Annotated in this window: 18 protein-coding genes; 4 read left to right on the plus strand and 14 right to left on the minus strand. The window is 63.1% G+C overall.

Annotated features, from left to right (window positions below; all coding sequences use genetic code 11):
- Positions 1-78 precede the first annotated feature (78 nt).
- The 9 genes from tatC to NKH42_RS16675 all read right to left on the minus strand — a co-directional run bounded on the left by tatC (position 79) and on the right by NKH42_RS16675 (position 11,635).
- Positions 79-942, minus strand: coding sequence for a twin-arginine translocase subunit TatC (gene tatC, locus NKH42_RS16635; RefSeq protein WP_254818322.1), 864 nt, complete (start codon positions 940-942; stop codon positions 79-81).
- Entirely contained in the window at positions 939-1,625 is a 687-nt protein-coding gene (tatB, locus tag NKH42_RS16640; protein WP_352689948.1) for a Sec-independent protein translocase protein TatB, read from the minus strand. The genes tatC and tatB overlap by 4 nt, the downstream gene beginning before the upstream one ends.
- 28 nt (positions 1,626-1,653) lie before the next feature.
- Complete coding sequence (locus NKH42_RS16645; protein ID WP_292664900.1) at positions 1,654-1,875, minus strand: twin-arginine translocase TatA/TatE family subunit; 222 nt, start codon at positions 1,873-1,875, stop codon at positions 1,654-1,656.
- 178 nt (positions 1,876-2,053) lie between these two features.
- Positions 2,054-2,833 carry an SMC-Scp complex subunit ScpB gene (gene scpB / locus NKH42_RS16650; protein WP_352737146.1) on the minus strand — a complete coding sequence of 260 codons (780 nt, stop codon included), beginning with the start codon at positions 2,831-2,833 and terminating at the stop codon, positions 2,054-2,056.
- Positions 2,830-3,630 (minus strand): segregation and condensation protein A, encoded by an 801-nt coding sequence (locus tag NKH42_RS16655; protein ID WP_352689972.1) that lies wholly within the window; start codon positions 3,628-3,630, stop codon positions 2,830-2,832. Before NKH42_RS16655 ends, scpB begins: the two co-directional genes overlap by 4 nt.
- A 58-nt stretch (positions 3,631-3,688) precedes the next feature.
- Positions 3,689-4,708, minus strand: coding sequence for a beta-N-acetylhexosaminidase (gene nagZ, locus NKH42_RS16660; RefSeq protein WP_352751305.1), 1,020 nt, complete (start codon positions 4,706-4,708; stop codon positions 3,689-3,691).
- A 118-nt stretch (positions 4,709-4,826) separates the two neighbouring features.
- A complete protein-coding gene (locus tag NKH42_RS16665; RefSeq protein WP_352751307.1) occupies positions 4,827-8,498 on the minus strand; it encodes an SPOR domain-containing protein in 3,672 nt (1,223 codons plus the stop codon).
- Between the two features lie 103 nt (positions 8,499-8,601).
- Entirely contained in the window at positions 8,602-10,359 is a 1,758-nt protein-coding gene (argS, locus tag NKH42_RS16670) for an arginine--tRNA ligase (protein WP_352737149.1), read from the minus strand.
- A gap of 61 nt (positions 10,360-10,420) precedes the next feature.
- The gene (locus NKH42_RS16675; protein ID WP_352751309.1) at positions 10,421-11,635 is read right to left on the minus strand and encodes a deoxyguanosinetriphosphate triphosphohydrolase; all 1,215 of its coding nucleotides are present in this window, start codon (positions 11,633-11,635) and stop codon (positions 10,421-10,423) included.
- 73 nt (positions 11,636-11,708) lie between these two features.
- Between NKH42_RS16675 and erpA the strand changes: the two genes are divergently transcribed.
- From erpA to NKH42_RS16695, 4 genes are all read left to right on the plus strand, one after another.
- Positions 11,709-12,056 (plus strand): iron-sulfur cluster insertion protein ErpA, encoded by a 348-nt coding sequence (erpA, locus tag NKH42_RS16680; RefSeq protein ID WP_254818314.1) that lies wholly within the window; start codon positions 11,709-11,711, stop codon positions 12,054-12,056.
- 3 nt (positions 12,057-12,059) lie between these two features.
- A complete protein-coding gene (locus NKH42_RS16685; protein WP_352704543.1) occupies positions 12,060-12,449 on the plus strand; it encodes a VOC family protein in 390 nt (129 codons plus the stop codon).
- Between the two features lie 30 nt (positions 12,450-12,479).
- Positions 12,480-13,274, plus strand: a complete 795-nt coding sequence (gene xth / locus NKH42_RS16690) for an exodeoxyribonuclease III (protein ID WP_352751310.1) — start codon at positions 12,480-12,482, stop codon at positions 13,272-13,274.
- A gap of 87 nt (positions 13,275-13,361) precedes the next feature.
- A complete protein-coding gene (locus NKH42_RS16695) occupies positions 13,362-13,643 on the plus strand; it encodes a hypothetical protein (protein ID WP_352751312.1) in 282 nt (93 codons plus the stop codon).
- A 13-nt stretch (positions 13,644-13,656) separates the two neighbouring features.
- Here the strand turns inward: NKH42_RS16695 and NKH42_RS16700 are convergent, their stop codons facing one another.
- From NKH42_RS16700 to NKH42_RS16720, 5 genes are all read right to left on the minus strand, one after another.
- On the minus strand, positions 13,657-14,493 hold the full coding sequence (locus tag NKH42_RS16700; RefSeq protein ID WP_023678939.1) for a tetratricopeptide repeat protein: 837 nt from the start codon (positions 14,491-14,493) through the stop codon (positions 13,657-13,659).
- On the minus strand, positions 14,480-16,204 hold the full coding sequence (gene ilvD / locus NKH42_RS16705) for a dihydroxy-acid dehydratase (protein WP_352751313.1): 1,725 nt from the start codon (positions 16,202-16,204) through the stop codon (positions 14,480-14,482). Before ilvD ends, NKH42_RS16700 begins: the two co-directional genes overlap by 14 nt.
- A gap of 277 nt (positions 16,205-16,481) precedes the next feature.
- A complete protein-coding gene (locus NKH42_RS16710) occupies positions 16,482-17,702 on the minus strand; it encodes an OmpP1/FadL family transporter (protein WP_352505836.1) in 1,221 nt (406 codons plus the stop codon).
- Positions 17,703-18,083: 381 nt separating this feature from the next.
- Positions 18,084-20,867: a valine--tRNA ligase gene (locus tag NKH42_RS16715; RefSeq protein WP_352751315.1), complete on the minus strand. Its 2,784-nt coding sequence runs from the start codon at positions 20,865-20,867 to the stop codon at positions 18,084-18,086.
- Between the two features lie 392 nt (positions 20,868-21,259).
- Complete coding sequence (locus NKH42_RS16720; protein WP_352689943.1) at positions 21,260-22,171, minus strand: DUF2497 domain-containing protein; 912 nt, start codon at positions 22,169-22,171, stop codon at positions 21,260-21,262.
- Positions 22,172-22,257: the final 86 nt, after the last annotated feature.

A 22,257-nucleotide genomic window follows, 5' to 3' on the forward strand; every position in this document is an offset into this window, starting at 1 on the left:
TAGTAGCATAGCTGCCGGCACAAAGCAAGAACAAAGTTGCAGCGGCTGGAAGAAAGATGCTGTCCGCTTCAACCGAACCTACGTCGATGACGCGTCCGCCGGCTTGTCGGCCACCTCTTCGGTGGCGTCCTGTTTCTCGCGGGCCACACGGTCGCGCTCCTTGCTGCGCTCGATCAACCGGGCCGACCAGATCGAGACCTCGTAGAGCAGGATCGTCGGAATGGCGAGGCCGATCTGGCTCATCGGGTCGGGCGGCGTCAGCACCGCCGCCACGACGAAGGCGATGACGATCGCCCATTTACGCTTCTCGGCAAGGGCCGTGGACGACAGCATGCCGACCCGCGTCATCAGGCTTGTCACCACCGGCAACTGGAACACCAGGCCGAAGGAGAAGATCAGCGTCATGATCAGACTGAGATATTCGGACACTTTCGGCAGCAGCGAAATCTGCACCTGGTCATTGGTGCCGGTCTGCTGCATTGCGAGGAAGAACCACATTACCATCGGCGTGAAGAAGAAATAGACCAGCGACGCGCCCATCAGGAACAGGATCGGCGAGGCGATCAGGAACGGCAGGAAGGCATTGCGTTCGTTCTTGTAGAGGCCGGGCGCGATGAATTTGTAGATCTGCGTGGCGATCAGCGGAAACGCTATGACCATGCCGCCGAACATGGCGAGCTTGACCTGGGTAAAGAAGAATTCCTGTGGCGCCGTATAGATCAGCTCGACCTTGTGCGGGTCGAGCCCGGCCCATTGCGTGGCCCATTTGAACGGAATGACCAGAAGGTTGAACAGCCGCTTGGCGAAAAAGAAGCAGACCAGGAAGGCGACGAAAAAACCGCCGATCGACCAGATCAACCGCCGGCGCAGCTCGATCAGGTGCTCCATCAGCGGAGCCGACGATTTTTCGATCTCGTCCTTTTCCTTGTCCGAAACGCTCACTTGGCGGCTCCCGCCGTTTTCCTGGCGGCCGGCTTCTTCGCTGCTGCCGCCGGCTTCTTCGCTGCTGACGACTGCGGTTTCGGCTCAGCTTTTGCGGCGGCCTTTGGCGCAGCGGTCTTTGCCGGCTTGGCCGGCGCGGCGGCCGCGGCTTTCACGGGCGCCGGCTTCTTCTTTGCCGCAGATGCTTTTTGCGGCACTGCCGCTGCAGCCGTTTGCGCCTGCACGGCCGGCGCCACGACGGACTCGTCCGTCATCGCCGGAAAAATCGGCGTGGCCGGCGTCGGCTCCGGCGGGCTGACGCCCGGCATCGTCGTTGCGCCGTTGTTCAGCGGCTCGGCTGCCTGCTCCGTCGAAGCGGCGGCATCGACGGCCGGCTTGGGTTTCATCACGGCATCGACCCCGGAACGGACGTCGGCGGCGGCCTGTTCGAATGGATTGAGCTGCTTCCTGATCTCGGCTGCCGGATTGAGACTTCTCAGCGAATCGACCGACTTCTTGACGTCGTCGAGTTCGGCTTCCTTTAACGCGTCGTTGAACTGCCGCTGGAAATCGGAAGCCATGGCGCGCAGCTTCGCCGTCGTGCGACCGAAGGTGCGCAGCATGTTGGGCAAATCCTTGGGCCCGACGACCACGATCATGACGATCGCGATCACCAGCATCTCGGTCCAGCCGACTTCGAACATGGCTATACGTTCCGACTAAAGTTTGGGCTCAGCTTTTGCTGGCCTTTTCCTTCGGTACCGAAACGGTTTCGTCGGCACGGTGTTCGACGGTGCGCTTGTCGTCGGCAGTCTCGTCGTCCGCCATGCCCTTCTTGAAGCTCTTGATGCCCTTGGCCATGTCGCCCATCAGCTCGGGGATCTTGCCGCGGCCGAAGACCAGCAGCACGATCACCAGAACGATCATCCAGTGCCAAATCGAAAATGAACCCATAGCAAATCTCTCTCGAACGGTTTCCCAGACGCTGATCTATGCGCTTTCGGGTTCGGATTCAAACAGAACTGCGACAGAGTTCATGAATGAGTCGCCGAAGTCACGCACTTTCGGCACGGCGGCCCGCTACCAATCGGCGCAGTTCCATCCTGCCTGTGGCTTTAAGATGGCGCTCGGCTCAATCTTCCGTGACGCGCGGCGTCAAAAGACCGAGTTCCTCGAGGTCGATATCGGTCAGCGGATCCTCGTCGTCGGTGAGCGCATCGGGATCGGCCGGCGGCAGCGGCACCGAGAAATTCGACGGCATACGGCCGGACAGCAGCCCCGCACCCTTCAATTCCTCCATGCCGGGGAGATCGCGTATCTCCTCCAGCGCGAAATGGTCGAGGAAAATATCGGTCGTGCCATAGGTGACGGGACGGCCGGGCGTGCGGCGCCGGCCGCGCATCCTCACCCATTCGGTCTCCATCAGCGTGTCGAGCGTCCCCTTTGACGTCTCGACGCCGCGGATGTCCTCGATCTCGGCGCGCGTTACCGGCTGGTGGTAGGCGATGATCGCCAGCACTTCGAGGGCAGCGCGGGACAGTTTGCGCTGCTGCACCGTGTCACGGCTCATCAGGAAGGCGAGGTCGCCGGCGGTGCGAAACGCCCACGCATCGCCGACGCGCACCAGATTGACGCCGCGCCGCGCATAGATCTGCTGCAGTTCGGCCATTGCCGCGGCAATGTTGATGCCGTCGGGCAGTCGCGAAGTGAGCTGTTTTTCGCTGACCGGCTCGGCGCTGGCGAATACGATCGCCTCGGCCATCCGTACGGCCTCCGCCATATGCAGCCGCTCGCCAGGATTCCGCGACAAATTTTGCCCCTGATTTTGTGCCGGATTCTCGGCGACCGCGCCTTGCTCGGCGTCGTCCTCGACCTTGAACGGAATGATCGAAGCGTTGGCGCGTTCGCTCATGATGTCACCTCGACTATCTTGATGGCCTGGGCGCGGCCGCGCAGATAAAGCGGCGCGAACACCTGGTCCTGCCGCATTTCCATCTTGCCTTCGCGCACCAGTTCCAGTGTCGCGGCAAACGAGCTGGCAACCGCGGTGCGCCGGTCTTCCGGGCCGGCCAGATATTCGACCAGGAAACTGTCGAGCGCCGTCCAGTCGCGCAGCGACCCGATCAGCCTGGTCAGCACGTCGCGCGCATCCTTGAGCGACCACACGCCGCGCCTGGCAATCGTCACATTGGTGATCGCCTGCTTCTGGCGCTGCTGGGCATAGGCGGTCAACAGGTCATAGAGCGAGGCCGAATAGGCATTGCGCCTCTCGACGATCACCATCTCCGGCATGCCGCGTGCAAACACGTCGCGTCCGAGCCGGTTGCGGTTGACCAGCCGTGCCGCCGCGTCGCGCATCGCCTCCAGCCGCTTCAGCCGGAACTGCAGCACCGCCGCCAGTTCCTCGCCGCTTTCGCCTTCGTCGCCGGGCTGCTTGGGGATCAGGAGCTTCGACTTGAGAAACGCCAGCCACGCTGCCATCACCAGATAGTCGGCGGCAAGCTCCAGCCTGAGCGCCCTCACCTTCTCGACGAATGCCAGATACTGTTCGGCCAGCGCCAGGATCGAGATGCGCGACAGGTCGACCTTCTGATTGCGGGCAAGATGCAGCAGAAGATCGAGCGGACCTTCGAAACCGGCCACATCGACGACCAACGCGGGATCGCCGGTCAGCCGGGAATCGTCGTTCTCGGCCCACAAGCGGTCCATCGGTGCGGCCTTGCCGGCCTTCAGGTCCAATGCTTCCGCCACTTAGCTTCCTTTGATGCTAGGCTACCGCGTCGAAATAACTGGCAAATTCGGCCCGAATCTCGGTCTCGTCCGCAACGTCACGGTTCCTGGTATAGGTCAGCGCCCGCTCCGCGCGCTCAAACGACTTGCCTTCAAGGCCGGTCGTTCGCGATGCAATGCCGGCCATCTCCTCGAACACGCCGTTGCAGTGAAGGACCAGATCGCAGCCCGCCGCAAGGATAGCGGCCGCCTTTGACGGGAAATCCCCAGAAAGTGCCTTCATCGAAGTGTCGTCGCTCATCAACAGACCGTCGAAGCCGATTTCGCCGCGGATGATCTTTTCGATGACCTTGCCGGATGTGGTGGCCGGGTTCTTCGGGTCGATCGCGCTATAGACGACATGCGCCGTCATCGCCATCGGTAAATGGTTGAGCTCCCTGAATGGCGCAAAATCATGCCGCTGCAGGTCGCCGATCGAGGCATCGACGGTGGGCAGTTCGAAATGCGTATCGGCGAAGGCCCTTCCATGACCGGGAATATGCTTCATCACCGGCAGCACGCCGCCTGCCATCAGGCCTTCCGCCGCGGCGCGACCCAATTCGATGACGGCGCGCGGCTCCTTGCCATAGGCGCGCGCGCCGATGACGTCGCTGGCGCCCTCGATCGGCACATCGAGCACCGGCAGGCAATCCGCCGTGATGCCGTAGCGCAGCAGGTCGAAGGCATGCAGCCGCGCCATTAGCCATGCGGCACGGGTGCCGGCGTCATGGTCGTCGCGCCACAAGGCGCCGAGTGCACCGGCAGCCGGATAGTTTGGCGCCAGCGGCGGCCGCAGGCGCTGCACGCGGCCGCCCTCCTGGTCGATGAATACCGGCGCGTCCGCACGCCCGACGCAGTCGCGCATGGCGGCGACCAGATCGCGGATCTGCTCGGTCTCGCCGATATTGCGCGCAAACAGGATGAAGCCCCACGGGCATTCGTTGCGGTAGAATCGGATCTCGTCGCGGCTCAGTGATTTCCCGGCGCAGCCGAGGATCATGGATTTTGATTCGGTCATGCGGAACAGTTTAGAGCTTCGCGACGACAAAGGGAATCGCCCGCAATTGCCTCCAAAGGTTTCCGTTCACGCAAAAAAGCCGGCGCGGGCGCCGGCTTTTCGAGGGGCTTTGGTGCCGCTAGTGGGACACGAAGCAATTGCCGCCGGCGGCCTTGTAGCTGGTGCACAGTTTGATCGCCTCGTTGCGAGACTGCGCCGGAACGCGGACGCGGTAGAAGGTGCCCTTGCCGGCAATCTCGGCCTTGACGATGTTGGCGGTGCGGCCGGAAAGCACGCTGCCGTAGCGGCGCTGCAGATCCTGGTAAGTCGCCTGGGCGCTTTCGACTGTCGGCTGCGAAGCGATCTGTATCGACCAAGAACCAGCGCCGGCCGCGGCCGGATCGATGGAAGCAACCTGATCGGGCTTGACCTCGCCGACCACGTCGACCGGCTGGTCGGACGGGCGCTGCGGCGCCACCGGAACCGTGGCCGGGGTGGTGGCCGACTGCTTGCTGGCTGACGGCTGGGCTTCAGCCTTTGTCTCGGGCTTGGGCGCCGGCCGCAGCTTGGAGGTTTCGGCCTGATCGCCGCTCGCCTGATCGCCACTCGGCTGGTCGCCAATCTTCGGGTCGCCAATCTTCGGGTCGCTTGTCATTTGGTCGATCAGGGGCACGGTGCCGGTCTGCGCAGCGGCGTCGGCCTGGGCGGCCGGAGCCACGTGCTGCGGCGCCGGATCGGCCGGCTCGGCAGCAGCCATCTGCGGGGCGGCTGGCGCCGGACCTTCGCGCGCCACCAGCGAGCCGTCAGGTTTCACGACCATGGTCCGTACCTTGCGCGGCGCAACGGCGACGGTCTCGGCACCCTTCTCGGCCTCCTGCAGAACCTGCGCGATGCGATCCTCGGACTTGGGCGCCGGTGCGGCGGCTACGGTATCGCCAGCCGCGGTGCCAAGCGCATTGGTGTCAGGCGCGCTGGTGTCACGCGCGTTGGTGCCAGACGCATTGCTATCAGACGCCTCGGTGCCGAGCGCGTCGATATCGTCTGCGGCATCGGGGTCATTGGGCGAAAGATCGACGACGCGGCTCTCCGGTTCGTTGGCCTTCAGGTCGACAGGCTCTTCGGTGTTGGTGACCAGCTTCTGCTGAACCGGCTCGGCGGGCTTGGCGCCCTTGGCCACAGCGTCATAAACCTTGTTGTCCTGGTTCGGCACGACAGTGCCGCCTGGATTTTCCGGCTTGATCTTGATCGGCCTGTTGTCGGCTTTGACGATGACCGGCGCATCGCCGCCGCTCTTGCCGCCGAGGGTCAACGCAAAGGCGCCAAGGCCGCCGGCGATCGCAACGGCGCCGACCACCGCACCTATCAGCAGCCCGCGCCTGCGCGGCTGCCTTTCGGCCTCGCGTTCGGCGAGGCCGGGAACCGACATCTCCTCGTCCAGTTCGGGATCGTAGTCGAGCTCATCGAAGGTGAAATCGTCGGCTTGCGAAACCGGCTGGCCGCCGGGCAACGAGCCCAGATCGAAACCGTCCGCTGCATCCGCATAGGAAGCGGCTGCCGGGCTGACAGGGGCTTCCGCAGGCTTGGTGCCATAGGCGCGCGTCTCGCCGCGATCTTGCTTGTAGCCAGACGCGAAGCCGGCATCGTATTCATCGTCATAGCCAGCACTGCGCACCGGGGCCGGCGCTATATCCGTGGCATTCATTTCGGTGAGAAGGCTGGCAAAATCGGCATCGAGATCGTCGTAGGCGGGCGCCACCGGCTCGTCATCGTCGAAGTTGAGCTCCGGAATGTCGAGATCGTCCGCCAGCGCCACGACGCGCTCGGGCACGTCGACCGTCTCGACATCGGGCATCTCGTCATAGGCGGAAGGCTGTTGATGCGAGCTTGGCGCAGCTTCCATGTAGGCGGGCCGATCTTCATAGGATGACCTATCTTCACGGGATACCTGGCCTTCATAGGACGGCCTCTCTTCGACCGGTGCGGCCCGATAGGACGGCGTTGCAGCCGGCTGCGGCGGTGGTGCCGGACGCGCCGAAGCCACCGGCTGGCTTGCAAAAGCGGGTTGAGGCTGTGCGACCGGCGTCACGCGGCTCCACGAGCGGGCCGGCTCGGGCGGCGTGGCGCGTGTCGTCAGCCAGTTCAGCGCATCGAGCGGGTCTTCTTCGGCAGCAGCTGCCGCACTCTTGTCGGCCGAATCATGATCCAGGCCGATGTTCCTGGCGAAGTCGGCGTCGAGCGCATCGTTGTCTAAATCACCCGCAGGTCCGGTAGCGGCTTCAACACCGAAATCCTCGCCTTCAAGCTCATCGAGGAGGACACTGCCAAGATCGGCGTCATCGGCGGCACTGGACTGCTGCGGCTCAGCGGGCTCGTGCTCGTCGAGTTCCCAATCCAGCTCGTCGACAGCATGCACCGGGTCGTTGGCGGCATCTTTGACCGCCGCCATTGGCTGTTCGGCAGCCACTGCTGGCTTCTGAATTACCGGCGCGATGGGCTGCTGAACAGCCATCACGGGCTTCTGGGCAGGCTGCTGAGCAGGCTGCTGGCTTGTCTGAGGTTCGTTGACCGCTTGTGCCGGCCGTGTGCTCATCGCACCCAACAGCGCGTTCAGTTCGTCCTCCAGGCTGCGTTCCTCGGCCACTGGGGCCGTTGGGACGACGGCGGCGGCCTGGGCCGCTGGTTCGGCTGCAACGACCTGCGCTACGGGCTGTTCGGCGTGCTCGGCAGGCGCATCGTCGAAGCTCAGATCGAAATCGTCGTCGAGCGCCGCTTCAGCGGCCGTGCCGGAAAGCCGGGCGGCCTCTGGCTCTTCGATCGACAGCTCTTCGATAAACTCTGGTTCTTCGATTTCGGCAGGCTCGTTCGCACGAACGTCGAAGTCCATGTCGACATCATCATCGGCATGGCCGGCAAAATTCTCATCGGCCGCCTCAACCGGCGATACCGGGGCGGCGTTATCAGCCGGCTCCTGCTCGTCGAACATCAGCTCGTCTTCGAGCGAGCTTGCAACCGCGTCGTCGAACTCAGCATCGAACGCAGGCGCGGCCGCTTGCGCCGCCGTTTCAACGGCGACCGCCTGCTCCATCGGCTCATGCTCTTCGAGCATCAGCTCGTCTTCGAGTGAACTTGCCACGGCGTCGTCGAACTCATGGTCCAAGGCGGGGTCGAAGGCGGGCTGGTCGACCGGCTCGATCGCCTCGGCTGCGGTCCTCGGTTCATCGCCCGTCACCGCGTCCTCGCCCGTCACGTCGTCGTCGAGCCGAAATTCCTGGTCGAGCGAGGCGGCAGGGTCGTCGTCACTCGAAAGGTCGTCCTCGAACGGCGACACGTCTTCGAGCGAGCCGGCGACGGCATTATCGAACTCTTCGTCGAACTCCGGCTCGACAGCGGGAGCGAATGCCCTTTCGGGGCCGGAGGCAATTTCGTCGGGGGAAACAGGAGCGGCCGCAACAGCAGCACCATCATCCGCCGCACTGTCGCCGAACGCGAAATCCTGGTCGAACGAGGCGGCAAGCGCGTCCTCCATCTCATCCGTGGTAGCCGGTTCGGGTGCCGGCTCGCGAAGCTCGACAGAGAAAGCATTGTCCTTGGCGTCGGCGCCGAATTCGCCCATCAACTCCTTCTCGAGATCGATCTCGAAATCGCCCTCGCCCACCGACGGTTCGGCGGCAGCGGTTTTCGGCTGGGCCGGCGTTTGCGGTTTGACCGGCTGGCGCGGGTCGAACCCCATGATCCTGGTCAGTTCCGCGAACGGATCATCGTTGGCGATGTCGTTGTGGTCGGCTGCTCTCAGCTGGGTTCTGTCTGCCATTATTGTTCCCGAACTCGCACTCATTCGGACGCCATGGACGTCGCGTAGGGTTGGCCCTTACCAGCGCAATGTGGGCAAAAGGTGACAGGTTTTTTACTCAAACCTAACGCATTTCGGTGGGCGCATTGGCTCCGATCAGCGTCAGGCCGGACGTCAAAACGTCCGAAACAGCCTGCACCAGCCCTAGTCTGGCATGCGTCAATTGTCGGTCGTTAACCTTAACAAAACGTAAGTCGGGATTGTCGGTGCCGCGGTTCCAGTGTCCGTGGAAGCTGGAAGCGAGTTCGTAGAGGTAAAATGCCAGCCGGTGGGGCTCGAGCGCGAGGGCCGCGGCTTCGATCAGCCGAGGATATTCGGCGAGCTTCCTGATCAGGCCGATCTCACCCTCGTCGGTCAGCAAAGCCACTTCGGCGGCCAGCTGGTTGCGGTCGAACATGGCCTCGCCCAATTGCTCGCTCGCCTGCCGGAACACCGAATGGCAGCGCGCCGAGGCATACTGCACGTAGAATACGGGATTATCCTTCGACTGCTCGGTCACCTTGGCGAAGTCGAAGTCGAGCGGCGCGTCGTTCTTGCGATAGAGCATCATGAAGCGGATCGGGTCGCGGCCGACCTCCTCGACCACTTCGCGCAAGGTCACGAACTCGCCCGACCGCTTCGACATACGAACCGGCTCGCCAGCGCGAAACAGCCTCACCAGTTGGCAAAGCAGCACGGTAAGCTTGACCTCGTCGCCGGCAATCGCCCGGGCAAGCGCTTCCAGCCGTTTCACATAGCCGCCATGATCGGCGCCAAGCACATAGATCAGATCGACGAAACCGCGATCGACCTTGTCCTTGAGGTAAGCGACATCGGCGGCGAAATAGGTGAAGGTGCCGTCCGACTTGACCAGCGCCCGATCCATGTCGTCTCCGACTGCGGTCGAGCGAAACAGCGTCTGCTCGCGGTCCTCCCAGTCCTCCGGCTTCTCGCCCTTGGGCGGCGGCAGCTTGCCCTTATAGATGTGGCCCTTCAGCGTCAGGTCGCTGATCGCCGAGCGGATCTTCTTCGCATTGTTGGCATGCAGCGTCCGCTCGGAGAAGAAGACGTCGTGATGCACGTTGAGCAGCGCCAGATCCTCGCGGATCATCGTCATCATCGCATCGATCGTCCTGTCCTTGACGATGGCAAGCGCCTCTTCGTCCGGCATCTGCAGCAGGGAGCGGCCGAATTCGCTGGCCAGCGCCTGACCAACGGGAATCAGATAGTCGCCTGGATAAAGCCCGGCCGGAATCTCGCCGATCTCATCGCCGAGCGCTTCGCGGTAGCGCAGGATGACCGAGCGTCCGAGCACGTCGATCTGCGAACCGGCATCGTTGATGACGTATTCCTTGGTCACGTCGTAACCGGCGAAGGCCATCAGATTGGCCAGCGCGTCGCCGACCACGGCACCCCGGCAATGGCCGACATGCATCGGCCCGGTCGGGTTGGCCGAGACATATTCGACATTGGTTTTCTTGCCGCCGCCGATCGTCGAGCGGCCGTAATTGCGGCCTTCGCCGAGCAGCGCCGTCAGATGCGCCTGCCAGAAGCCGTCCTTGAGCCTGAGATTGACGAAGCCCGGGCCGGCGATCTCGGCGGCCGCGATATCCTCGTCGGCGCGCAGCCCCTCGGCCAGCCTTTCTGCCAGCGCGCGCGGATTCTGGCCGGTCGGCTTGGCCAACACCATGGCAGCGTTGGTCGCGAGGTCGCCATGGCTGGCATCGCGCGGCGGCTCGACAGCGATGCGCGACAGGTCCGGCGACGCGCCATCCTTGTCTTTCAAATCAAGCGCTTCGACGGCCTTTATGATTCGCGCGTTGAAATCGGCGAAGATGTTCATTGCTGTGGCTCTGACGGTTTTGCAGGGATCCGGCTCGCTGGCCGGCAAAATCGAGCCCGCCCTAGCTCAAATCCGGCGTATGGTCAAACAAACGCCTGTGTTCCTTGAGCGCATAAGTGTCCGTCATGCCGGCCAGGAAATCGGCAACACTGCGCGCCTTGACGCGGTCCTCTGCCCGGTCGAGCCCTTCGCGCCAGCCATCCGGCATGGCGCGCGGATCGGCGAAATAGACGTCGAACAGGTCCCTGACGATCTGGTCGGCATCGGCGCGCACCCGCATGACGTCCGCGTGCCGGTAGAGATGCTTGTAAAGAAAGGCCTTCAGCTCCTTTTCCGATACGGCCGTTTCGGCGGAGAAGCTCACCATCGTCTCGCCGGCCGCCCTTACCGCTTCGGCGCTGTCGGGCTTGATGCGCGCCAGATTGGCCGTCGTCGAGACGATCACGTCCTCGACCATGATGGTGATCTGCCGGCGCATCAGCTCGTGGCCGGTGCGTACGTCATCGAGCGCCGGATAGCGCTGACGCACGCCCTTGAGGATCGACCCCGGCAGCGAGACGCCCTCCAGCATGTCCAGCGTCAACAGCCCTGCCCTCAAGCCGTCATCGATGTCGTGGGTGTTGTAGGCGATGTCGTCGGCAATCGCCGCGCACTGCGCCTCGATACCGGCGAAGCGGTCGAGCTCGAGGTCGTGCAGTTCGGAATAGTCGCGGATTGCCTGCGGCACCGGCCCCTTCAGCCCTTTGCCCTTGGCATCGGTCAGTGGGCCATTGTGCTTGACCAGCCCCTCCAGCGTTTCCCAGGTGAGGTTCAGCCCATCGAACTCGGCATAGCGCCGCTCCAGCCGCGTCACCACGCGCAGCGACTGCGCATTGTGGTCGAAGCCGCCCCAGGCGGCCATCTTCTCATTCAGCGCGTCCTCGCCGGTATGGCCGAAGGGCGTGTGGCCGAAGTCGTGCACCAGGGCCACCGCCTCGGCCAGGTCCTCGTCGCCGCGCAGTGCCCGCGCCAGAGCGCGTGCGATTTGCGCGACCTCGATCGAATGCGTCAGCCTCGTGCGGTAATGGTCGCCTTCGTGCGCGACGAACACTTGCGTCTTGTGCTTCAGCCGGCGGAACGCCGTCGAATGGATGATGCGGTCGCGGTCGCGCTGGAACGGCGTGCGCGTCGGGCTTTCCACCTCATCGTACAGCCGCCCGCGCGACTTTGCCGGGTCGCTGGCATAGGCCGCGCGCGGCCGATAGCCGAATCCGATGTCGCCCAACTCGTTGGTCATAGCGTATGCCGCAGTTGACTTGCCCCGTCGCGCTTCATACCTATCATACAAAACCGAAAGCAAGGTGACGCCCATGGGCGCTGATGCCAAGACCGCCATGAAAGTCGAGATGACCGACGCCGCCGCCAGGCGGATCGCCAAGATCGTGGCGAGCGAAGCCGGTAAGACGGCGCTGCGCGTTTCGGTCGAGGGCGGCGGCTGTTCCGGCTTTTCCTACAAGTTCGATCTGGTCGACAGGCGCAATGACGACGACGTCGCCATCGAAAAGGACGGCGCCACCGTACTTATCGACGACCTGTCGCTGGTCTATATGGGCGGCTCGGTGATCGATTTCGTCGACGATCTGATGGGCCAGTCGTTCCAGATCAGAAACCCCAATGCGGTCGCCTCTTGCGGCTGCGGCACCAGCTTCTCCATCTAGATCATGCCGATCATCGGCGCGGTCCGTCAGGTCGCGCTTTCCGCCGGGCGCGACCTCGATGCGACGCTGGCGTTCTGGCGCGAAGTGCTCGGCATGAGCCTGCACGCGCGTTTCGACCCGCCGGGCATCGCCTTCATCCTGGCCGGTGACGTGCGCCTGCTTTTCACCGACGGCCTGTCGGCCGGCACCGTCTATCTCGATATATCGGGCCTCGAAGAATTCCACGCTTCGGCAAAGGCCGCCGGCATCCCCTTCACCGCGCCGCCGGCGCTCGTTCATCGCGACACCGAAGGCCTGTTCGGCCAGGCCGGGGAAAGCGAATGGATGGCCTTCCTAAAGGACCCGGCAGGCAATACGATCGGCCTTGTCGAACGTCATCCACCGGATCGCTAGTCTCCGGATCACCAGCCTATCGAGGCCGCCATGAAAATCGTCACCTGGAACATCAACGGCGTTCGCGCCCGCATCGGCAATTTGACCCACTGGCTGACGGAAAGCGCGCCCGACATCGCCTGCCTGCAGGAGATCAAGACGGTCGACGAGCAGTTTCCTCGCGCCGAGATCGAGGCGCTCGGTTACAATGTCGAGACTTACGGCCAAAAAGGCTTCAACGGCGTCGCCATCCTGTCGAAGCTGCGTTTCGATGAGGTCAATCGCGGCTTGCCGGGCGACGATGCCGACGAACAGGCGCGTTTCATCGAGGGCGTGTTCTCGACCGACAAGGGCGCCTTGCGCGTTGCCTCGATCTATCTGCCGAACGGCAACCCGATCGACGACGAGAAGAAGTTCTCCTACAAGCTTTCCTGGATGTCGCGACTTGAGCGCTGGGCTGAGGAGCGGCTTGCTCTGGAAGAGCCGCTGGTCCTGGCCGGCGACTACAATGTCATCCCCGAGCCAATCGACGCGAAATATCCGGAAAACTGGCTAAGCGATGCACTGTTCCAGCCCGCGACGCGGCAGGCGTTCCGGCGGCTGAAGAATCTCGGCTTCACCGAAGCCGTGCGTGCCGTCACCGACTCCGCGGACGTCTTTACGTTCTGGGACTATCAGGCCGGCGCCTGGCAGAAGAACAACGGCATCCGCATCGACCATTTGCTTCTGTCGCCCGAAGCCGCCAACTGGTTTTCCTCGGCTTCGATCGAGAAGCAGGTGCGCGCCTGGGAAAAACCCTCCGACCACGTGCCGGTGGCGATCGATCTGGCGCTGCGGCCGGCCTGACCGGACCTGCTGTCCGGCGGCACATTGATAAACATTGATAAGTTGACCTCTTATCGCCACAAATCGCGCGCTTGATGGGAAATCATCATGGTGGCTGGGGTTCCCATGACTACTCGATTTGCACTCTGCCCGATTGGCTGCGCGCTTGCGATGGCGGTGGCGACGCCGGCTTTTGCCGATGCAGAGTGCCTTGCCAACGGCAAATCATTCCAGATCGGCCGGGTCGCCTGCCTGACGCCTGCCGGCCAAAGCTACCTCGCCCGTTGCGAGATGGTGCTCAACAACACGTCCTGGACAAAGCAGCGGGATGGCTGCCCGGAGAACACGCCGGCGCCCAGCGGCATGCCGGCGGAACCGAACGAGAATTGATCTTTCTGCCGGCCTACTGGTCGCCGCCACCCTTGGTGAGGATGTCGTCGGCCAGCGAGATCGCGGTGCGGCGGTCGGCTTCGCCGGCGGCGGCAAACGCTTCTTCCTGCATGCCGCGGATCCATGGCTGGTCGGCAGGTGAGGCTCGTTCGAGCGCCGCGGTCATCATCGCCAGCCCCCGCACGATCTTGCCGCTTTGGAAAAGCAGGTTGCCGAGCGTCGCCTGCGCGCCCGCATGGCCCTTTTCGGCCGCCAGCTGGAACCAGCGTCCGGCCTGCTTGACGCTGGCCTTGACGCCGCCCTCACCCTTGAGGAACATCTGGCCCATCTCGAACTGGGCGTTCGGATTGCGGTAGTTGGCGGCGGCACGCATGTAATATTCCTGGGCCGCAACCTCGTTCTCCTCGACGGGGCTGCCGGGAATGCCCTTCCTCAGATAGTCGCCAAGCGCTACCAGTGCGTCCGAAACATAGCTTTCCTCGGGCGAACCGGGCTCGACATCCTGGTCGACGATCTCTGAGAAGAACTTGAACGCCGCGTAGTCGTCTCGCGCCACGCCATCGCCTTCGGCATACATGCGCGCAAGCTTCCAGGTGGCGCCGATCTGGCCGTTCTCCGCGGCATATTTATAGGCTTCCGCGGCCTGCTCCTTATGGCCGTTCTTGTAGGCGGAAAAGCCGAACTGGAACACCGCCCACGGGCTCGACTGCGGCTTCACGCCGGTCTTGTCGTCGAACACCTTGTCGTCGAAGGCCATGGCCTGGCCGACGGCGCCCAAGGTCGCGCCAAACGTGGCGAGCGCAACCAGTGCCGAAAGGACAGACGACCTCAACAACTCAGATGTCCGCATAGCAGTGTGTTTCTTTGGCACCGCCGGGATGGGTGACCGCGCCGTCGCGGGCAGATCCGACCGTCTGTGCGTATTTCCAGATCGCGCCCGACTGATAGTCCGTGGTGCGCGCCTTCCATGCCTTTGCCCTCGACGCCAGTTCGGCTTTGGACAATGCAACCTCGATCGTGCCGTTCACCGCATCGATCGAGATCAAGTCGCCATCCCTAAGCAGCCCGATCGGGCCGCCCACTGCCGCTTCCGGCCCGACATGGCCGATGCAGAAACCGCGCGTTGCGCCCGAAAAACGCCCGTCGGTGATGAGCGCCACCTTGCCGCCCATGCCCTGGCCGTAGAGAGCCGCCGTCGTCGACAGCATTTCGCGCATGCCCGGGCCGCCGCGCGGACCCTCGTAGCGGATGACGAGAACCTCGCCTTCCCTATAGTTGCGATGCGTAACCGCTTCGAAACATTCCTCTTCCGAATCGAAGCAGCGCGCCGGACCCGAGAATTTCAGCTCCGTCATGCCGGCGACCTTCACGATCGCGCCTTCGGGGGCAAGGTTACCCTTCAAGCCCACGACCCCGCCGGTCTGGGTAATCGGCCTGTTGGCGGGACGGACCACATCCTGGCTGTCATTCCAGGAAACATGTTCCATATTTTCGGCCAAAGTGCGGCCAGTCACCGTCAGGCAATCGCCATGAAGGTAGCCATGGTCGAGCAGCGTCTTCATCAAGAGCGGAATGCCGCCGGCCTCGAACATGTCCTTGGCGACGTACTTGCCGCCCGGCTTGAGGTCGGCGATGTAGGGTGTCTTCTCAAATATCCTGGCCACGTCGAAAAGATCGAACTTTATCCCGGCCTCGTGCGCGATCGCCGGCAGATGCAGCGCCGCGTTGGTCGAGCCGCCGGTGGCCGAGACCACGGTCGCGGCATTTTCCAACGCTTCCATGGTAACGATGTCGCGCGGGCGGATGTTCCTTGCGATCAGCTCCATGATCTTTTCGCCGGAAGCGAAATTGAAGCGGTCACGCATCTCGTAGGGTGCAGGCGCGCCGCAGGAATAGGGCAGCGCCAGGCCGATGGCCTCAGCGACGGTGGCCATGGTGTTGGCGGTGAACTGGGCGCCGCAGGAGCCGGCCGAAGGACAGGCGGCTTGCTCGATCTCGAGCAGCTCGGCGTCGCTGATGGTGCCGACCGAGTGCTGGCCCACCGCCTCGAACACGTCCTGCACGGTGATCTGCCGGCCACGGTAGCTGCCGGGCAGGATCGAGCCGCCATAGATGAAGATCGACGGTACGTTGAGGCGCACCATGGCCATCATCATGCCGGGCAGCGACTTGTCGCAACCGGCCAATCCAACCAGCGCATCGTAGCAATGGCCGCGCATGGTGAGTTCGACCGAGTCGGCGATGACCTCGCGCGACACCAGCGACGACTTCATGCCCTGATGGCCCATGGCGATGCCGTCGGTGACGGTGATGGTGCAGAATTCGCGTGGCGTGCCGTTGGCCGCCGCCACGCCCTTTTTGACCACTTGCGCCTGGCGCATCAGCGAGATGTTGCAGGGTGCGGCTTCGTTCCAGCAGCTGGCGACACCGACCAGCGGCTGCGCGATCTCGGCCGCCGACAGCCCCATAGCATAGAGGTAGGAGCGATGCGGCGCCCGCTCGGGACCAACGGTCACGTGGCGGCTCGGCAGCTTGGCCTTGGAGATCGCTCTGGTGTCCATACTCGTCCTTGCCGCGGGCGGTGCGGCCTGCCTCTTCGCCTAGCCTTTTGGCGCGTGTCCCGAGACAAATTCGAGGTGCGCCGCGTTTATGGCGGGAAATGGGCAATGTTCCCGGGCGGCCGGGTGGCGCGAGGGTTGTTCAGAAACTGTTGCCAAAACGTCACAATTACAGGAGCGAACATCTTGGGGGCAATTGTTGCGCCGCCGAATGCCGGACGAGCGCCGAACGAACCGACCGGGCAGTGCCCGGCCGTTTTGTCGTTTTAAAAATCCGTAGTTAGAACTTGATCTTAACGGAAGCCGAACCGGCGAGAAGCAGGTCGTTGTCGTAAGTGTAGGTGACGGCATTTGCCTCGTCGCCGACACCGCTGAAAGTCGATGACCCGCTCGTCAGCACACCGATCGAGCCGCCGAGCCTGACCTCGATCTGGTCGTTCGGCGAATAGGAGACGCCGCTGGCCACGGCCCAGGTATCCGACTGATAGCCGGAGGTCGTCGAGGTGCCGCGATCCCAGGTCAGCGAAACCACGCCCGACAATTGATCGGTGAACTTGTGACCGATGCCGCCGGTGACCGTCCAGCCGTCGCGATAAAGCAGATCGAATGAAACGGGCGAGGGAGCACCGGTTACCGGACTGCGCACGCCATTGATGGCAATGACGCCAAGCTTGCTCCACTCCTGCCAGCGGACGGAACCAAAGGCCAGCCAGCCAGGAGCTATGCCGCTCTGCAGCTTGAATTCCAGAGCTTGAGGTATCTCAGCCGACGCCGAGACTGGGTACACGCCGGTAGAGCCGGGAATCAGATCCGCTGGAAAGGCGCCCCTGAAGCCGGTCGTGTCGACGGTTCCCGACAGCCCGTCATATTTGTAGCTCGAAGAGTACATTAGGCTGGCGCGCAGAGCGATCTCGGGGATCTCATAGGCTGCGCCTGCACGCCAACCCCATGCCTCGTCGGATAGTTTGAAGACGCCGAGGCCGGTATTGCCGAAGGCGAGCAGTGTCTGACGGGAAAGAAACGCGTCTACCTGCTGGTAGGAGACACCGCCGATGAATCGTATGGCGCCTTTGCCGACGTTCACCTTATAGGAGCAGGTGAGACCGAAATCGTCTGTGTCGACGGCGTATTTGACCGCTGTCGGCGAATAGGCGTTGTTCAGGCCGAAATTCGCGTCCGCACCATACGGTCTCGTATAGGTGGCAAGACAGTCTACGGGCTCAAAGATGTTGGCTTTGATACCGACATGCGGCACCGCATAATCGCCACCAACGTCCACCGCCGATGTCGACAAACCCGAGCCATCGAGACGCTGCACATTCTTGAGTTTGCGCTGTGGCGAAACATAGGTGACGCCCGCATCGAACGAATATGGCGCCGCGTCGAACAGCTGGTCGATGTTGACGCCGCCCCGGTCAAAGCCCCCGGCTTGCACCGTCCCAGCAAAAGCCAGCGAAAAAGCCCCCGCGCCCAGCAGCACTTTCAGACGCGAACAACACATGAATCTCCTCCCCGAAATGTCCTTGCATCAAGCTAGAACCAATTCAGGTTAACGGCGCAACAACGAATTCGCCGTGCGTACATGTATACCTTGGCGGACCGCATTTCCGACAAGGTGTCGGCCTTCTTACCGAGGCAGGAAAATGGCCGCCTCAATGCAAATCGACGAGAAAACTTGGTAAAACCGCCTAAATCACCAGGGAACAGGGAATTTTGCCTGCCCAGCCGGCCATTGTTACATTATGGCAACAATGGGGCAAAAACATTCAGTTTGCCTCAAGATTTACGCTGCGGAATGCCTGTTTTCGTGGCAGGCGGCCTAGCTGGAAAGCAGATTCGTGACCGGCGAATCTATTGCGGCCAGCCGGCCCGGTTTGTTTGATCAGCCCGCATCGCGCACCCGCGCCAATGCCACCGAAAGCTTCTCTTGCGCCTCGCGATATTCGGCGAGTTTTTCACGCTCGGCCTCCACTACCTCTTCCGGCGCGTTGGCGACGAATTTCTCGTTGGACAGCTTCTTGTAGAGCCGCGCTATTTCCTCGGTCACCTTGGCAAGCTCCTTGTGCAGGCGCGCTGCCTCGGCGGCAAGGTCGATCAGGCTGCCGAGCGGCAGGCAGATGGTCGCCTCGTTGACGACGATCTGGGCGGATCCCCTGGGTGGCGCCTCCGCTAGCGAGATGTCGCCGACCCGCGCCAGACGCTTGATGGCCGAGCCCTGACGCTCGAGCCTTTCGCGCGTCGTTTCGTTGGCGCCGATCACCACGAGCGGTGCGATCGCCGCCGGCGGCACGTTCATCTCCGAACGCACCGAGCGGATGCCGGAGACGAGATCGACCAGCCAGTTAATATCGGCGGCGGCCGCCTCGTCCTCGAAGTCGGGCGACGGCCAAGCCGCATGACAAAGCAGCGACGGCCGTTGCCTGCCCTCGCCGGCGGTTTCGGCCCACAGTTCTTCGGTCATGAACGGCATCATCGGATGCAGCAGCTTGTAGATCTCGTCCAGCACGAAGGCCACGCATGCCCTGCTCTCGGCCTTGGCGGCCTCGTCGGCGCCCATGAACACCGGCTTCAGCAGTTCCAGATACCAGTCGCAGAACTGGTTCCAGACGAACCGGTAGGCAGCACCCGCCGCCTCGTTGAAGCGATACGAGGTGATGCCGTCGGTTATGTCGCGCGCGGCTCGCGTCAGCTCCGTCAGGATCCAGCGGTTGACCGCCAGCTTGGCGTCCTGCAGCCAGAAATCGTCGTCGCGCGCCACTTCGTTCATCTCGGCGAAGCGCGTCGCGTTCCACAGCTTGGTGCCGAAATTGCGATAACCTGCAATGCGGGCCGGATCGAGCTTAACGTCGCGCCCTTGCGCTGCCATCACCGTCAAGGTGAAGCGCAGCGCATCGGCGCCGTATTCGTCGATGAGCTCGAGCGGATCGATGACGTTGCCTTTCGACTTCGACATCTTCTGCCCGTTCTTGTCGCGAACCAACGCATGGACATAGAGGGTATGAAACGGCTCCTGATCCATGAAATGCAGGCCCATCATCATCATGCGGGCGACCCAGAAGAAGATGATGTCAAAACCGGTCACCAGCACGTCGGTCGGGTAATAGGTCTTCAGCTCCGGCGTCTGATCCGGCCAGCCAAGCGTCGAGAACGGCCACAGCGCCGACGAGAACCATGTATCGAGCACGTCCTCGTCGCGGGTCAGGATCTCGCCAGGCTGGAAATTCTCGAGCTTGTCCTCGACCCAGGCCTTCCACGGCCCTTCCAGCGCCAGATAATATTCGACGGCGGCACCGAGTGCCTCTTCCTCGGTCTTTTCGACAAAGACATGCCCGTCCGGCCCATACCAGGCAGGGATCTGGTGGCCCCACCAGAGCTGGCGCGAAATGCACCAGGGCTGGATGTTCTCCATCCAGTCGAAATAGGTCTTTTCCCAGTTTTTGGGCACGAAATTGGTACGGCTCTCGCGCACCGAGGCGATCGCCGGCTTGGCCAGTTCCGCCGCATTGACATACCATTGGTCGGTCAGAAACGGCTCGATCGGCACGCCGCCGCGGTCGCCGTGCGGCACCGTGTGGCGATGCGGCTCGACCTTCTCGAGAAAGCCGCCCGCCTCCATCAACTCGACGATCTTCTTGCGCGCATCGAAACGGTCCAGGCCGTCGAGGCTGTCCCATACGGCCTGGTGCTCCGGCGTCACTTCCAGCCCGGCGAGAAAGTCCTCATTGTCCTTGAGGCTCACCGCCGCATTGACGGCGAGGATGTTGACCGCCGGCAGCCGGTGGCGCTTGCCGACCTCGAAATCGTTGAAGTCATGCGCCGGCGTGATCTTGACCGCACCGCTGCCTTTTTCAGGATCGGAATACTCGTCCGCGACCACCGGGATCCTGCGGCCGACGATCGGCAGGATGAGTTTCTTGCCGACAAGATGCCGGAAACGCTCGTCGTCGGGGTGGACTGCGACAGCCGTATCGCCCAGCATCGTCTCCGGCCGGGTCGTCGCAACGGTGATGAAGGTCTTCGGATTTTCCGGATCGAAGGTCATGCCTTCGACCGGATAGCGGAAGTGCCAGAGGTTGCCGTTGACTTCCTGCTGCTCGACCTCGAGATCCGAGATGGCGGTCAACAGCTTCGGGTCCCAGTTCACAAGGCGCTTGTCCTTGTAGATCAGCCCTTCCTTGTAGAGCGTCACGAACACTTCGAGCACGGCCTTGGACAGGCCCTCGTCCATGGTGAAGCGCTCCCGGCTCCAGTCGGCCGAGGCCCCGAGCCGCTTCAGCTGGTTGAGGATGGCGCCGCCGGATTCTGCCTTCCACTCCCACACCTTGTCGATGAACTCATCGCGCGTCAGGTCGCGGCGGTGGATCTGCTTTTCCATCAGCTGGCGCTCGACCACCATCTGCGTGGCGATGCCGGCATGATCCATCCCCGGCTGCCACAGCACGTTCTTGCCGCGCATGCGCTCGAAGCGCACCAGAATGTCCTGCAGCGTGTTGTTGAGCGCGTGGCCCATATGCAGCGAGCCGGTGACGTTCGGCGGCGGGATGACGATCGTGAAGGCTTCAGCCCCCTCCTCGGCCCCGGCGCCGGCCCGAAACGCGTCGGCCTCTTCCCAGATCCTGGCAATCTTCGGCTCGACGGCTTTGGCGTCGTAGGTCTTTTCGAGCATGGGAAAACGGTCCGCGCTGTCCGGAATCTGTGGTCCGGTGTAAATCGGAAGGTTGTTGCCAAGTCAACCGCAACGGCGGCATGGCCAATAGATAGCGCCGGGATGGTTCGGTGCAACTCGCGCAACTGAATGTTGCAAGGCAATCGCTTCAGGTTTGCGCCGCCCTCATTGCCCTGCCGGGCATTTCTCCTCGTATGGTGACGGGGAGAAAGACGCCTGTACCGAAGCTTTCGCCAATCACAAACGTTGCGGAAAAGGCGCCCCAGGTTGCGGCCAATCCCTTCTCCCGCTCACTATGCGGGGAGAAGGTGCCGGCAAGGCGGATGAGGGGCAGCGCCGACTTCGACAATTCGCCGGTCGAGCCGCCTATCGGCGGCGTTTCCTCCGAACTGCTATTGTGCGCCGCGCGCGACGCGCTCGATTTCCTCGCGCACCAGCCGCTCGACCAGCGTCGGCAGGTTGTTGTCCAGCCAGTCCTGCAGCATGGGCCGCAGCATCTCTTCAGCCATCTCGTCGAAGGTCTTCTTGCTGCGGCTGGCAAACGCGTCGGAAAGCTCGCCGAAGGCGGCGGCAACCTGCCGGCCCGTATGCTCCGAAAGGATCGCCGGGCGTGCGGGCGGCGGCTCGCTCGCCGCCGGACGCGCCAATCCGACTTTCGAAGATTCCGGGCCGATTTTCGAAGATTCCAGGTCGATTTTCGAAGGTTCCGGGCCGAGTTCCGAAGGTTGCGGGCCGCCCTCCGAAAGCTCCGGCCCAATTTCCGAATGCTCCGGCGCAGGTCCAGCAGTCGCCTCGTCCTCGAAAACCTCGGCTTTCGGCTCGGCGTCCGGCGTCCGGGGTGGCTCGGCGCGCTCCGGCTTGGCCATCGCGTCGCCGACCGCGGCGATCTCGCGCCGCCAATCGGCAATGATGGTGTCGGTCGTCTCGCCAGCGTTGGCCATCGCAGGCCGATCCGGCTTTGCAGCCGGTGCGGGAGCGGCGTTCACCTCAGCCAGCGTCACCGGTGCTTTTACCGGGCCGGGGCGGAGCGGCGTTTCCAGGCGCTCAATAACTGATGCGGCCGTTGGCTGCACCTCGGCCCGCGTGGCCGGCTTGGCGATCTCCAGTCCGCCGCGCAGTTCGGAGCGGAACGCATCCGCCTCCGCTGTGCGTCCGGCTGCCGGTGCCGGTTGCAGATCCTGGCGCAGCTCGTCTGCTTCGCCCGGCTGCTTGCGGCCGGTATCGCTGTCCTCGATGATCCTTCTGATGGAAGCCAGTATCTCTTCCATGGAAGGTTCGCGCTGTACGCTGCTCGCCGTCGCCATCGTCACATCCGCCGCCCTTGTGACTCGTTCTCAGATTTCCTGTCCGGCAATGCCGGATTCGAATCATGGCAACAGCGTAACCGACG

The organism is Mesorhizobium sp. M1142 (assembly GCF_040318565.1).
GTDB lineage: Bacteria > Pseudomonadota > Alphaproteobacteria > Rhizobiales > Rhizobiaceae > Mesorhizobium.